Annotated in this window: 12 protein-coding genes; 4 read left to right on the top strand and 8 right to left on the bottom strand. The window is 73.8% G+C overall.

All coding sequences use genetic code 11. The features are described from left to right. Window positions 1-210: 210 nt before the first annotated feature. On the top strand, window positions 211-1746 hold the full coding sequence (locus tag ABD220_RS16730) for a DEAD/DEAH box helicase (RefSeq protein WP_344124524.1): 1536 nt from the start codon (window positions 211-213) through the stop codon (window positions 1744-1746). A 79-nt stretch (window positions 1747-1825) separates the two neighbouring features. On the opposite strand, the gene ABD220_RS16735 is transcribed toward ABD220_RS16730, so the two are convergent. Continuing rightward, window positions 1826-2485 (bottom strand): HAD family hydrolase, encoded by a 660-nt coding sequence (locus ABD220_RS16735; protein WP_344124526.1) that lies wholly within the window; start codon window positions 2483-2485, stop codon window positions 1826-1828. Then, a complete protein-coding gene (locus ABD220_RS16740) occupies window positions 2482-3195 on the bottom strand; it encodes an HAD family hydrolase (RefSeq protein ID WP_344124528.1) in 714 nt (237 codons plus the stop codon). Before ABD220_RS16740 ends, ABD220_RS16735 begins: the two co-directional genes overlap by 4 nt. A gap of 245 nt (window positions 3196-3440) precedes the next feature. On the opposite strand from ABD220_RS16740, the gene ABD220_RS16745 reads away from it, so the two are divergent. Then, complete coding sequence (locus ABD220_RS16745) at window positions 3441-3995, top strand: DinB family protein (protein WP_344124529.1); 555 nt, start codon at window positions 3441-3443, stop codon at window positions 3993-3995. Between the two features lie 79 nt (window positions 3996-4074). Here ABD220_RS16745 and ABD220_RS16750 read toward each other — a convergent pair whose 3' ends face one another. Beyond that, window positions 4075-4503, bottom strand: a complete 429-nt coding sequence (locus ABD220_RS16750; RefSeq protein ID WP_344124530.1) for a VOC family protein — start codon at window positions 4501-4503, stop codon at window positions 4075-4077. Window positions 4504-4823: 320 nt separating this feature from the next. Between ABD220_RS16750 and ABD220_RS16755 the strand changes: the two genes are divergently transcribed. Continuing rightward, a complete protein-coding gene (locus ABD220_RS16755; RefSeq protein WP_344124532.1) occupies window positions 4824-5432 on the top strand; it encodes a CDP-alcohol phosphatidyltransferase family protein in 609 nt (202 codons plus the stop codon). Here the strand turns inward: ABD220_RS16755 and ppgK are convergent. After that, window positions 5402-6238: a polyphosphate--glucose phosphotransferase gene (gene ppgK, locus ABD220_RS16760; RefSeq protein ID WP_344124534.1), complete on the bottom strand. Its 837-nt coding sequence runs from the start codon at window positions 6236-6238 to the stop codon at window positions 5402-5404. The genes ABD220_RS16755 and ppgK overlap by 31 nt on opposite strands. Before the next feature lie 19 nt (window positions 6239-6257). Between ppgK and ABD220_RS16765 the strand changes: the two genes are divergently transcribed. Beyond that, window positions 6258-6395 carry a hypothetical protein gene (locus tag ABD220_RS16765; RefSeq protein ID WP_344124536.1) on the top strand — a complete coding sequence of 46 codons (138 nt, stop codon included), beginning with the start codon at window positions 6258-6260 and terminating at the stop codon, window positions 6393-6395. A 153-nt stretch (window positions 6396-6548) separates the two neighbouring features. Here ABD220_RS16765 and ABD220_RS16770 read toward each other — a convergent pair whose 3' ends face one another. The 4 genes from ABD220_RS16770 to ABD220_RS16785 all read right to left on the bottom strand — a co-directional run bounded on the left by ABD220_RS16770 (window position 6549) and on the right by ABD220_RS16785 (window position 12029). Continuing rightward, window positions 6549-6869: a hypothetical protein gene (locus ABD220_RS16770; RefSeq protein ID WP_344124537.1), complete on the bottom strand. Its 321-nt coding sequence runs from the start codon at window positions 6867-6869 to the stop codon at window positions 6549-6551. A 618-nt stretch (window positions 6870-7487) separates the two neighbouring features. Next, complete coding sequence (locus tag ABD220_RS16775) at window positions 7488-9014, bottom strand: SulP family inorganic anion transporter (RefSeq protein WP_344124538.1); 1527 nt, start codon at window positions 9012-9014, stop codon at window positions 7488-7490. A 213-nt stretch (window positions 9015-9227) separates the two neighbouring features. Continuing rightward, window positions 9228-11426, bottom strand: a complete 2199-nt coding sequence (locus ABD220_RS16780; protein ID WP_344124539.1) for an acyltransferase family protein — start codon at window positions 11424-11426, stop codon at window positions 9228-9230. Window positions 11427-11660: 234 nt separating this feature from the next. After that, the gene (locus ABD220_RS16785; protein WP_344124541.1) at window positions 11661-12029 is read right to left on the bottom strand and encodes a MerR family transcriptional regulator; all 369 of its coding nucleotides are present in this window, start codon (window positions 12027-12029) and stop codon (window positions 11661-11663) included. Window positions 12030-12117: the final 88 nt, after the last annotated feature.

Below are 12117 nucleotides of genomic sequence, written 5' to 3' on the forward strand. Positions count from 1 at the left end.
CCCCGTGTGCTGTAGGGTGGGCGGTATTGCACATGGCACTGCTCCCCTCCCAGGGTGAGCAGGCAGGCGTCGAGCACCCCGATTCTTCTTCCAGCGTGGCACCGTTCCAGACGGTCTCAGCCCGCTCGCAGGGGCTCCAGGAGTCATTCGGCGCAACCCGGCGCGCTACCCCCTTGCCGGGACATCCGATCGAAAGACGTATCCCAAGTTTTGACTACTTTCACCGACCTTGGCGTGCCCAAGGCCCTTTCCGCCGTCCTCGCCCAGCAGGGCATCGAGCAGGCGTTCCCCATCCAGGAGAAGACCCTCCCCGACTCGCTGGCCGGCCGCGACGTGCTCGGCCGCGGCAAGACCGGCTCCGGCAAGACCGTGGCGTTCGCGCTGCCGCTGGTGTCCCGGCTCGCCGGGCTGACCGGCAACGGAGCCCGCGCCGCCCGCCGCGCCAACCGGCCCACCGGCCTGGTGCTGGCCCCCACCCGCGAGCTGGCCACCCAGATCGACCGTGCGATCGCCCCGCTGGCCGAGGCCGCCGGGCAGACGACCACCGTGATCTTCGGCGGGGTCTCCCAGCGCAACCAGGAGAAGGCGCTCGCCAAGGGCGCCGACATCGTCATCGCCTGCCCCGGCCGGCTCGAGGACCTGCTGAAGCAGAACATCCTCACGCTCGACGACGTCCGCGTGACGGTCATCGACGAGGCCGACCACATGGCCGACATGGGCTTCCTGCCCGTGGTGACCCGCATCCTGAAGCGCACCCCCCAGGGCGGCCAGCGGCTGCTGTTCTCCGCGACGCTCGACGGCGGTGTGGACAAGCTCGTCAAGCAGTTCCTGTCCAATCCCGTCAAGCACTCCGTGGACGCCCCGCAGGCCTCCGTGTCCACCATGGACCACCACGTGCTCGTCGTGGACGCGGACGAGAAGCAGGAGCTCATCGAGGCCCTGGCCTCCGGCACGGGGCGCCGCGTGATGTTCACGCGCACCAAGCACCGCGCCAAGAAGATGGCCCGCAAGCTCAGCCAGATGGGCATCCCCGCCGTGGACCTGCACGGCAACCTGTCCCAGAACGCCCGCGACCGCAACCTGGCCCAGTTCTCCGCCGGTGACGTGCGCGTGCTCGTGGCCACCGACGTCGCCGCCCGCGGCGTGCACGTGGACGAGGTCGAGCTGGTCGTGCACATCGATCCGCCCACCGAGCACAAGTCCTACCTGCACCGCTCCGGGCGCACGGCCCGCGCCGGCGCCTCAGGCTCCGTGGTCACGGTGGCCACCAAGGAGGAGCGCCGCGAGGTCACGCAGCTCATGAAGGCCGCGGGCGTCACCGCGAACTTCGACACCGTGACCGTCGGCTCCCCGGCCGTCACCGAGCTCGTGGGCGAGCTCGCCGAGAAGGTCGCCTACGTGCCGCAACCCGTCCAGGCCCAGGGGCGCCCGGCGGGCGGCCAGCGCTCCGGCGCCGGCCAGCGCTCCGGCGGCAGCCGCGGCCGCGGCGGACAGAACCGCTCCGAGCAGCCGCGCAACGCCTCCCGCGACCAGCGCACCGAGACCGGCAGCCGCGGCGGCTCCCGCCCCGGCAACGGCTCGGCCTCCCGCTCGGCGGCACCGGCGCGCTCGGCGGCGCCCACCCGCTCCGCGGCACCCGCGTACTCGACCGAGTCCGCACCGGACCGCGCCACGCAGGCCGCGGCCCGGCGCCGCACCCGGAGCCCGCGCCGCGCCTCGTCCCCCCAGGGCACCGCGAGCCGCTGAGCTCCAGCACCTCCCACGAGGGCCCGTTCCCAGTCGTCCCGCGTCCCGCGGCCCGGCAGGGAACGGGCCCTCGTGCTCGTCAGGCGGAAGGAGCCAGCCCGCGCAGGAAATCCAGGGTGACGTCCGTGTGGGCGTCCACGAGCACGAAACCGGGCGCCGGTTCCACGGGCAGCTCCCCGGGCACCACCACCACCGGCATCCCGGCGGCCGCCGCGCTCGCCGCCCCGGTCTGCGAGTCCTCGACCGCCACGCACCGGGCGGGGTCCACGCCCAGCCGCCGCGCCGCGAGCAGGTAGGGCTCCGGGTGCGGCTTGGCGTGCTCCACGTCCTCCTGGGAGACGACCACCCGCAGCACCTCGGGCGCCCCGGACGCGGTGCCCTCCGCGACCACGGTCAGGGCATTGGTCACGACGGCGCCGGGGATGCCGGCCCGTCCGAGCTCGGTCAGCAGGTCCCGCATGCCCGGCAGGAAGGGGACCTCGCCCGTGAGCGACGCCGCGACCTCCCGCCCGAGCTCGTCGGTGATGGCCTCGACGGTCCCCTCGGCGCCGCGCTCGACCATGAGCCTCGCCGACGTGGGCACCGTCCTCCCCAGCGTGGCGAGGTCGTCCTCGGTGCTCCAGCCGACGCCGTACCGGCCGGCGACCGCCCGCTTGGCCACGGCCCACTGCGGTTCGGAGTTCACGAGCGTGCCGTCGTGGTCGAACAGGACGGCGGCGGGGAAGTCGGTCGAGCTCACGGGCGGGTCTCCTGGAGGGAGTGGAAGGGTGACGACGGGGTCCGGGGGTCCAGCGAGCGCAGCAGCTCCAGGGTCAGCTCCCGGTGCGACCCCACGTGCAGCAGCCCCGGGCCGCGCTCGACCTCGATCTCGCCGGGGACGACCACCGTGGGGATGCCGGCCGCGACGCCCGCGGCGGCCCCGGCGGGGGAGTCCTCGACCACGACGCAGCGGGCGGGGTCCACCCCGAGGCGGCGCGCCGCCGTGAGGTAGGCGTCCGGGTCCGGTTTGGGGCGGACCCCCTGCGCGTACTCGTCCGTGCCGATGATCACCCGGAACAGGTCCTCCGGAGCCGTGGCCGCGGTGTGGCGGCCCATCGCCGAGCTCGCGTTGGTGACGATCGCCGCGGGGATGCCCGCGGCCGAGAGCTCCGCGAGAAGATCCTCGATCCCGTCGATGAACGTCAGCTCCGTGTCCTCCAGGACGCGGACGCTGTGCTCGAAGACCGCCCGGAACAGCTCGTCCTCGTCGAGCGGAACGCCGACCTGCTGCATGCGGGCGATCGTCGCGGCGACCGGCCGACCCAGGGTCGCGAGCGAGTCCTCGGGGGTCCAGAGCAGTCCGTGCTCGGCGGCGAGATTCTGCTTGGCACGGTCCCACAGCGGCTCGGTGTCGACGAGGGTCCCGTCGTGGTCGAAGAGGACGGCGTGCGGGAATCCGGGGGAGGGCATGCGCTCCAGCCTACCGGGACGCCCAGGGCCTGCCCCCCTGGCAGGGAGCCCGCGCCCACGTCCCGCCCGGGGGCGTCGCAGCGGTGCTCGCTGAGGGTGCCCGTCGCGGCCGACCTGCGGTGGGTCCGCGGGTCCGGCGCGGGGAGCCTCTCGGCGCGGACGAGGTCCTCGGCCGGCGGGGACGTGGCCGGCCCGCACCGCGTCCGGGCCTCGCCGCGCCCGGTGGGCCCGGGTACATTGACCGCATGAGCATCGAGCGCCCCGGCACCCCCGACACCTCCCCGGTCCCTCCGGAGACCAAGGACTGGACCGTGGTGCTGGACCGGGGCTGCCCCGACTGCGGGTTCGACCCGGACTTCGACGTCACGACCACGGGGGAGCGCGCGCGTGCGACGGTCGAGCCCTGGACGGCGGTCCTCGACCGGCTCGGCATGACGGACCGGCCCCGCCCGGGGGTGTGGTCCCCGCTGGAGTACGCGTGCCACGTCCGGGACCTCTGCCGGGTCTTCCGCGGGCGCCTGCGGCTGATGCTCGGCGAGGAGGACCACCCGGTCTTCCCCGACTGGGACCAGGACGCCGCCGCGGTCCAGGAGCAGTACAACCTGCAGGACCCCTACGAGGTCTCCGGGGAGCTGGCGCAGGAGGTCCGCGCCACCGCGGACGCCTTCGACGCCGTGACCGAGGAGCAGTGGGCCCGGACCGGTCGGCGCGGGGACGGCAAGGACTTCACCGTGGCGAGCTTCGCGGCGTACTTCCTGCACGACGTGGAGCACCACCTGCGCTTCGACGTCCGCGGCTGACCGGCCGGGGCCGCCCGGGCCGCAACCGCACCGTCCTTCGGCCGGCCTCCCGGCGCGGGCAGGACGGGGGGAGGGGCGATCAGCCGAGGTGCACGGTCCCGTCGTCGTCGACCCGCCACCCCGGGTTGTGCGCGACCTCCCACACCACGCCGTTGGGGTCGGCGACGTGCGCGTGGAAGACGCCCCCGAAGGCGCCCGGCCGCGGGCTCGTGAGCACGGTGCCGCCCGCGGCTCTCATCGCCTCGACGCTCGTGCGCACCGCGGCCTCGCTGTCCACGTTGTGCGCGAGGGTCATGCCCTGCGCCGGGGACGTCGCCGGGAGGCCGAGGTCCTCGGCGAACTTCCCGGCGTCGAACAGACCCAGCACCGTCCCGGGGGCGATCCGGAAGAAGAGGATCTCGCCGGGGACGTCGAGCAGCGGCTCCCAGCCGAGCCCCCGCACATAGAACTCCCGGGCGGCGTCGAGGTCCGGGGTGGACAGGGTGAGGAAGTGCACGCGCGGGTCCACGACGGCCTCCTGGGTGGTCCGAGGCGGGAGGGTCCCGCCTCCTGCGGGTCCAGCGTAGACTGCCGTCGCCCCGCCACGCCACGAGGTCGGCGTGGCCCCGCAGTCCGGGGGACGTGGTCGAGGCTCCGGTGACGACCTCGCCGGCCGCCCCGGGGCACGGGGTCGCTGCGCGGAGCCGGTCCGCGAGGTCCACGACGTGCAGACCTGCCTCGGGCCGGCGACGTCATCTGCCGGGTCGCCGGCACCGACGGGATAGTCTCGGTGGCAACAGGAACGGGCGCGGGCCGCTCGCCCGGAGCGCCGGAGGACGTGACGAGCACATGGCACAGCAGCACCAGGACTCGGTCGAGCCGGTGGAGTCGCCGTACTACGACCGCGTGCTCACGGTGCCCAACGTCGTCTCGGTGGTGCGTTTCGCGCTCATCGTGCCGGCCGTGCTGGCCGTCCTCGACATCGACGAGCGGCCGGTGCGCGCAGTGGTCCTCGTGGCCCTCTTCTCCCTGACGGACTGGGTCGACGGCAGCCTGGCCCGGGCGCTGAAGCAGCGCAGCCGGATCGGCGAGGTCATGGACCCCCTCGCCGACCGGCTGGGCACGGTGGCGATCGCCGTGGCCGCGAGCATCGTCGGGCTGTTCCCCTGGTGGGTGCTCATCGTCATCGCGGTCGTCGACGTCGTGGTGGCCATCGCCACCCTGGTCCGCCGGTCCCTCGGCACGCTGCGGGTCACGACGGTCGGCAAGGCGAAGACCGCCCTGCTCATGGTGGGGATCGTGCTCGTCCTGGCGGGGCCGGCCTGGTCCAGCCCCGAGGCGACGGACGTCGGCCGGATCATGGTCCAGGCGGCGGCCGCCCTGCACGTCCTGGCGGGTGTGCAGTACTTCCGGCAGGCCCTCCGGGGTCAGGACACCGCCGGCGGCACGGCGAGGTAGGCGTGCCGAGCGGCGCCGATGATGCCCGCCGCGTTGCGCAGCTCGGCGGGGACGATTCGCGTGTCCAGGCGCAGACGGGGCAGGAAGTCCTCGTGCCAGACGGAGATCCCGCCGCCGACCACGATCAGGTCCGGCGAGAAGAGGAACTCCAGGTGCGCGAAGTACTGCTGGAGACGCTCGGCGTAGTCCGGCCAGTCCAGCCCCTCCCGCTCCCTGGCCACCGCGGAAGCCCGCACCTCGGCGTCGACCCCGTCGAGCTCCAGGTGGCCCAGCTCGACGTTGGGCACGAGCTTCCCGTCCACGAACAGCGCTGAGCCGATGCCGGTGCCCAGCGTGATGACCAGGACGGTGCCGCTGCTCCCGCGCCCGGCGCCGTAGCGGAGCTCGGCCAGGCCTGCGGCATCGGCGTCGTTGAGGACCTGGACGGTGCGTCCCAGCCGGCGCGTGAGGAACCGGTGGACGTCCAGCCCGATCCACGCGTCGTCGATGTTCGCGGCGGAGCGCGCCACGCCGTGGCGGATGATCGCGGGGAGCGCCACTCCGACGCTGGCCTCCGGGTGCGGGGCCTGGGGACCTTCGGAAAGCTCCTGGACGATGAGCACCAGCTGCTCCGCGAGGGCCTCCGGCGTGGCGGGGGCGGGGGTGGGGCGCTGGAGGACCGGGGTGGTCGGCTCGCCGTCGGCCATGTCCACGGCCGCGTACTTGATCAGGGTGCCGCCGACGTCCACCCCGATGTGGTGGCGGTGCAGGATCGACCAGCCGGTCGATGCGGGGGGCCGAGCGGTGCGGGGCGAGGGGTGAGCCATCCGACATCCTAGGGTCGAGGTGGGAAGCACGGGGGACGACGACGGGCGCGCCGCGGCCGGCTCGACGCCCCCCGACCAGGTCCGGGCCGTCGCCGGGGCCGGCGCTCCGGACCATTCTGCCATCGAGGCCGCCGCAGCCGTGGTGGGGATGCCGTGAGCCCGGCACCGCCCACCGGGCGCGGCGGTGAAGGCGTTACGCCGGGGGCAGTGCGGTCAAGGCCGTGCGGTGAAGGCCGTGCGGTGGGGGCAGTGCCCGGGAGGCGCCGCGGTGACGGCGCTCCGGGGAACCCGTCGCCGTGGAAGCGCCGGCTCAGGCGCGCGGGCCGGTGCGCGGCGTGCTGTCGTGTTCCTGCGGCCCTGTGTCGTCCCCGGAGGGCGCGATCTCCCAGGAGAACGGGACCCGGGCGACGGGGGCGCCCTCGACGAGCTCGTTGATCGCGCGTGCGAGCAGGTCGCGGTGGGCGGCCGGCAGCCTCAGGCAGCCGTTCAGGAACGCGTCGACCTCCATCATCCCGGCCTCACCGCCGAGCTGGAAGTAGTCCCACCACAGCCGGGCCGTCTCGAGGCCGGCACACTCGACGGCGTGCCGGGCGAGGCGCGCCTGCACGGCTCCGATCCTGTCGTCGTCCACGGTTCCCCCACTGTGGTGCTGCGGTCCGGGGACGGTCCCGGACCGGGCGCGACGCTGCGCAGCGGTCCGGGACCGTCCGTGGCGGTGCGGTGGCGCAGCCGCCCCACCATGGTTCCGGGTCCGACGCGGGGCCACCACCCCACGCCCGGAAGCGTGCGCTTTCCGGACCGTCGGTGCTTCCTCCGGACGCCCGCGCCCCGACGGGACGGCCGCCAGGGGAATCGGGAGAGCCGGGGCCGATCGGCCGCCGGGCGTGGATCGGGGGCTGCCGGGTGCCGCGGACGCACAGAAGGGGAGCGGGGCGGCCCCCCAGCCGGCCCCGCTCCCTGCTGCTCCCGCGCCCGGACCGGGCGCTCATGACGCCCCCGGAGTCGGGAGGCGGCGCGCTGTCGGTCGACGGTGCGGGAGCCGGGGGATGGTCCTCGTCGGACCACAGAATCCCCTGGTGAGAAGCAAGAATGCTCGATTCCACGGTGCTCGGCAAGACCCTGGGTGTGATCCGGTTCACATGCAGAAACAAAGGGTTGTGATTGCAAATGCACCGACCTTCCGTGCGTTCCGGCGGGTCGGTGCACCGGGCGGGCGCACCGCGCCAGGGCGTCGGGTCAGGGCGCCGGATCAGTGCTCGGTGTTGAGCATCCCGCCCAGGCGCACCCGCATCCGGCGGCTGGCCTGGTTCAGCCCCACGATCTCCACGTCCTTGCCGTAGTGGGCGTACTTGTCGGTCACCGAGTCCAGTGCCGCGACGGTGGAGGCATCCCACAGGTGGGAGTCGGAGAAGTCGATGACCACCCGCTGTGGGTCCCCGGCGTAGTCGAACATCGTGTAGAGGTCGTTGGAGGAGGCGAAGAACAGCTCCCCGTGCACGGTGTAGACCGCCGTCTCCCGGCCGTCGTCGCGCCGCTCGAGCGCACGGTCGACGGTGACGAAGTGGGCCACCCGGCGGGCGAAGGCCACCATCGCCACGAGCACACCCACGATCACGCCGAGGGCCAGGTTGTGCGTCCACACGGTCACGGCCACGGTCGAGAGCATCACCAAGGTCTCCGGGACCGGCATCCGTGACAGGGTCGACGGGCGGACCGAGTGCCAGTCGAAGGTCGCCCAGGACACGAAGATCATGATCGCCACCAGCGCGGCCATCGGGATGACCGCCACGACCTCGCCGAGGGCGACGACGAGGAGCAGCAGGAAGACCCCGGCCAGGAAGGTCGAGATGCGGGTGCGGGCTCCGGAGGCGCGCACGTTGATCATGGTCTGGCCGATCATCGCGCACCCGCCCATGCCGCCGAAGAAGCCCGTCACGATGTTGGCCACCCCCTGCGCCCAGGACTCGCGGGTCTTGTTCGAGCGCGTGTCGGTGATGTCGTCGACGAGCTTGGCCGTCATCAGCGACTCCAGCAGGCCCACCAGCGCCATGGTCAGCGCGAACGGGGCGATGATCCGGAAGGTCTCCAGGTCCAGCGGGACGTCGGGGAAGAACAGCGACGGCAGGGACTCGGGCAGCTCCCCCTTGTCGCCGACACTGGGCACGTCCATGCCCATCGGCACCACGATCGCGGTGATCACCACGATGGCCACCAGCGGGGCCGGGACCACGCCGGTGAGCCGGGGGAACAGGAACACGATGGCCAGGCCCAGGGCCGTGAGCGGGTAGACGGCCCAGGGCACCCCGATCAGCTCGGGGATCTGCGAGCTGAAGATGAGGATGGCCAGGGCGTTGACGAAGCCCACCATGACCGACCGCGGGATGAAGCGCATCAGCCGTGCCGCGCCGATCAGGGCCAGGACCACCTGGAAGACCCCGGCCAGGATCACCGCGGCGATGAAGTGGTCCAGGCCGTGGGAGGCCACCAGCGGGGCGATGACGAGGGCCACCGCGCCGGTGGCCGCGGAGACCATCGCGGGCCGGCCGCCCAGCACGGCGGTGGTCACGGCCATGGTGAAGGACGCGAACAACCCCAGGCGGGGATCCACCCCGGCGATGATCGAGAAGGCGATCGCCTCCGGGATGAGTGCCAGGGCCACCACGAGCCCGGCCAGGACCTCGGTCTTGAGGTGGCGGGGGGACCGGAGGGTCAGGCGCACCGACTGGCGCTGCTCGGGGGTGAGGTCGGCCGCGGGGCCGGCTGTCGTGGTGGCCAAGAGGGCTCCGTTCGCGGGAGAAGCAGGGCGGTCGAGAAGGGCAGGTGCGGAGGGCGGGGCGGAAGCCGTGGGGCACCCCGGGTGGTGTGCACGGGGTGGGCGCGGCGCCGCACGAGCGGTGCGGCGTCCGGGTGCGCACCGGTGGCCGCCGCGCCCCAACTCTACCCTAGCGTCAGGGTAGGGTCCTCGGTCCCGGCGTGGAGGAGAGGCAGCTCACGTCCGCCCCAGGGCCTCCAGCATTCGCGCCTCGACGTCGGGAACCAGCGTCTCCCCGTAGGTCGAGGTGACGTGGTCGAGATCGCGGTAGACCATGATGTTGCCGACGACGCCGGGGCAGGTGGTCTCGGTGCACAGCCGGTCGGTCAGGTCGATGCTGTGCAGGTCCTCGTGCCGGGCGGCGAGCTCCTCCAGCGGGTTGACCGGCAGCAGCGACTCGGCGCGGGGCGGGTTGCAGCGGTCGCGGTCGGGGCCGTAGGTCTCCACGCACTCGAACATGTCGAAGGGGAAGCGCGGGTTGTCGCGGAAGGCGAGCACCGGGATCCCGGCGTCCAGGAAGGGTCGGACGCCGTCCTCGTAGCCTTCGACGAGCTTCTCGTGCGGGGCCTGGGGCAGGCTGAGGGTGCCGATGGTGACCACGGCGTCCGGGTCGGCCTCCAGGGTTGCCTCCCGCGCGGCGGTGTTGAAGTCGTTGCACTCGGCCTGATAGTTCTCCGACTCGGCCGTGTAGCGGCAGGCCATCCGCAGGTAGGACACCACCGTCCAGCCCTGGGCGTCGGCGACCCGGTGGATCGGGGTCAGCAGCTGCCGGGCGTGGGAGTCGCCGAGCACCACGAGGGTCCGCCCGGAGTCGCCGGCCCCGGCGGCGTCAGCGCCGCCGCTGTTGTCGTTGCCCGTGCCGGACCCGGCGTCGGGGGCGCGGTCGGGAGCGATGATCCAGCACTCGCCCAGTTCCCCGATGCCTGCCGGGGTCTGCTCGGAGGTGCAGGGTTCTCCGGTGTCGCCCCACTCCTGATCGCGCTCGGTCTCGGTGGGGATGATCGGCACGTCCGGGACCTCGCTCAGCTGCCCGCGCAGCACCGCGGCCCCGGGATAGTTCGCCGCGGTGCGCTCCACCCCGGCCGTGGGGTCGCGCAGAATCGTGTACTGCTGGGCGCCGGTCACCGCCACCGCCACCAGCAGGGCGGTCGCGGTGAGACGTGCCCCGCTGCCGGCCCGGACCCCGGGCAGCGCCCGCCACCCGGCCAGCAGCAGCGCGGTGGCCCGGGTCAGCACCACCGAGGCGGCCAGGATCCCCAGCCCGGCCACCACCGGCACGGTGCCCCGGGCGGTGACCAGCAGATAGGTGATCAGCAGCGGCCAGTGCCACAGGTAGATCCCGTAGGCCCGGTCCCCGAACCACTGCAAGGGCCCGGCCGCCAGCACCCTGCCCACCCCGGCCCGGGCGCCGGGGGCCAGCGCCCCGCCGACCAGGATCCCCACCGCGCCCAGGGTCGGGGCCAGGGCGACGGTGCCGGGGAACCGGGTCTCGGGACCGATCAGCGACGGGGTGGCCAGTACCGCGACCAGTCCCGCCCAGCCCAGGACCACCCCCAGTCCTGCCCCGGGGGACCCGCCGGGCCCTGCCCCGGGGACCCCGACCAGCCACCGGGCGCTCCGCAGCGGCTTCGGCCGGGCCGTTCCCGGGTGGGCCGGGGCGGTGACCGCCAGGGCCGCCATCGAGCCCAGGGCGAACTCCCACAACCGGGTCCAGGTGCTGAAGTAGGCCGCCTCGGGCCCGGCCGCGGTGGCCACCACCGACCAGGCCAGGGAGACGGCGAACACGCCACCGAACACCGCCCAGGCCACCGGGCGGAACCGCAGCCCCGCCCGCCGGGCCGCGGCCCCGGCCCCGGCCAGCAGCAGCGGCCAGATCAGGAACACCTGGCCCTGGACCGACAGCGACCACATGTGCTGCAGCGGGGTGGTGGCCGCGGTGTTGCCGGCGTAGTAGTCCACGGCCTGGGCGGCCAGCACCCAGTTGACCACGTAGAACAGCGACCCCCAGGCCTGGGTCAGCAGCTCCGCCCAGCGGCTGGGCGGGAACAGCGCCAGGACCGCGGCGAGCACCGCCAGCAGCAGCACCGCCACCGGTCCGATCAGCCGGGCGAAGGTCCGGGCCCAATAGCCGGCCAGCCCCAGCGGCCGGCCGTGCTCGATCCGGCGCAGGAAGGACCCGGTGAGCAGGAACGCCGAGAGCACGAAGAACACGTCCACCCCGCCCGAGACCCGATCGGTCCACACGTGGAAGACCACCACCAGCAGCACGGCCACCCCCCGCAGACCCTGCAGGTCCGGGCGGTGCTGGACCCGCGGGGCGGGAGTGGCCGGCGCGGTGTCCGAGGACGCGGGGGCGGTCAGGGTGGGGAACGTCATGGGGTGTCGTGCCTGTACGGGTCGGTGGTCGGCGGCCTGGTGGAGCCCGGCGGCCGGCAGGCCGCTGCCGCGGCGGCCGTGCCCGCCGCCCTCAGGGGCCGGGTGGCCCCGGAGGGCGGCGTCCTCCGGGTGGAGGCCTCCGGGCAGTCGATCACGACTGCCTGGTGGTCCCCTGCGTGGACGGACCGCGGAGCGCCGCCACGCGCGCGAGAGCCCGGCCCGCCGAGCGGCCGCTCAGCGCTGGAGCCGCTGCTCCAGCATCGCGATGAACTCGTCCGCCTGGGCCAGTTTCCTGGCCAGCCGGTCCCGCTCCGGGTGGGCCCGTTCGAGGTAGTCGGCCAGCCGGGCCTCAACGGGCTCGTCGGTGCCGAGCAGCTCGAGCAGCTCGGCCATCTCCTCCAGGGAGAAGCCGAGCGGCTTCATCCGCTTGATGTGGGTGAGCCGTTCCACGTCGCGCTCCGTGTACACGCGGAACCCGCCCTCGGTGCGCGAGGCCGGCAGCAGGCCCACCTCGTCGTAGTGACGGATGGTGCGCAGGGACAGCTCGGTCCGCTCGGCGAGCTCGCCGATCTGCATGGTGCCTCCACGGACGTGCTGCGGCATCGAACGACCTCCAGAGATCAGGGGACCCCGAGTCTACCAATCGCGCGGTCCGGGTCCCGGGGCGCGCGCCGCCGGGCCCCGGGACCGG

This window comes from Kocuria aegyptia (genome assembly GCF_039530085.1).
GTDB classification, from domain to species: domain Bacteria; phylum Actinomycetota; class Actinomycetes; order Actinomycetales; family Micrococcaceae; genus Kocuria; species Kocuria aegyptia.

Excerpts from the sequence above, each read along its gene's own strand:
- ABD220_RS16740 (WP_344124528.1), bottom strand. The coding sequence starts at position 3,195 with ATGCCCTCCCCCGGATTCCCGCACGCCGTCCTCTTCGACCACGACGGG.
- ABD220_RS16780 (WP_344124539.1), bottom strand. The coding sequence starts at position 11,426 with ATGACGTTCCCCACCCTGACCGCCCCCGCGTCCTCGGACACCGCGCCG.
- ABD220_RS16755 (WP_344124532.1), top strand. The coding sequence starts at position 4,824 with ATGGCACAGCAGCACCAGGACTCGGTCGAGCCGGTGGAGTCGCCGTAC.
- ABD220_RS16745 (WP_344124529.1), top strand. The coding sequence starts at position 3,441 with ATGAGCATCGAGCGCCCCGGCACCCCCGACACCTCCCCGGTCCCTCCG.
- ABD220_RS16785 (WP_344124541.1), bottom strand. The coding sequence starts at position 12,029 with ATGCCGCAGCACGTCCGTGGAGGCACCATGCAGATCGGCGAGCTCGCC.
- ppgK (WP_344124534.1), bottom strand. The coding sequence starts at position 6,238 with ATGGCTCACCCCTCGCCCCGCACCGCTCGGCCCCCCGCATCGACCGGC.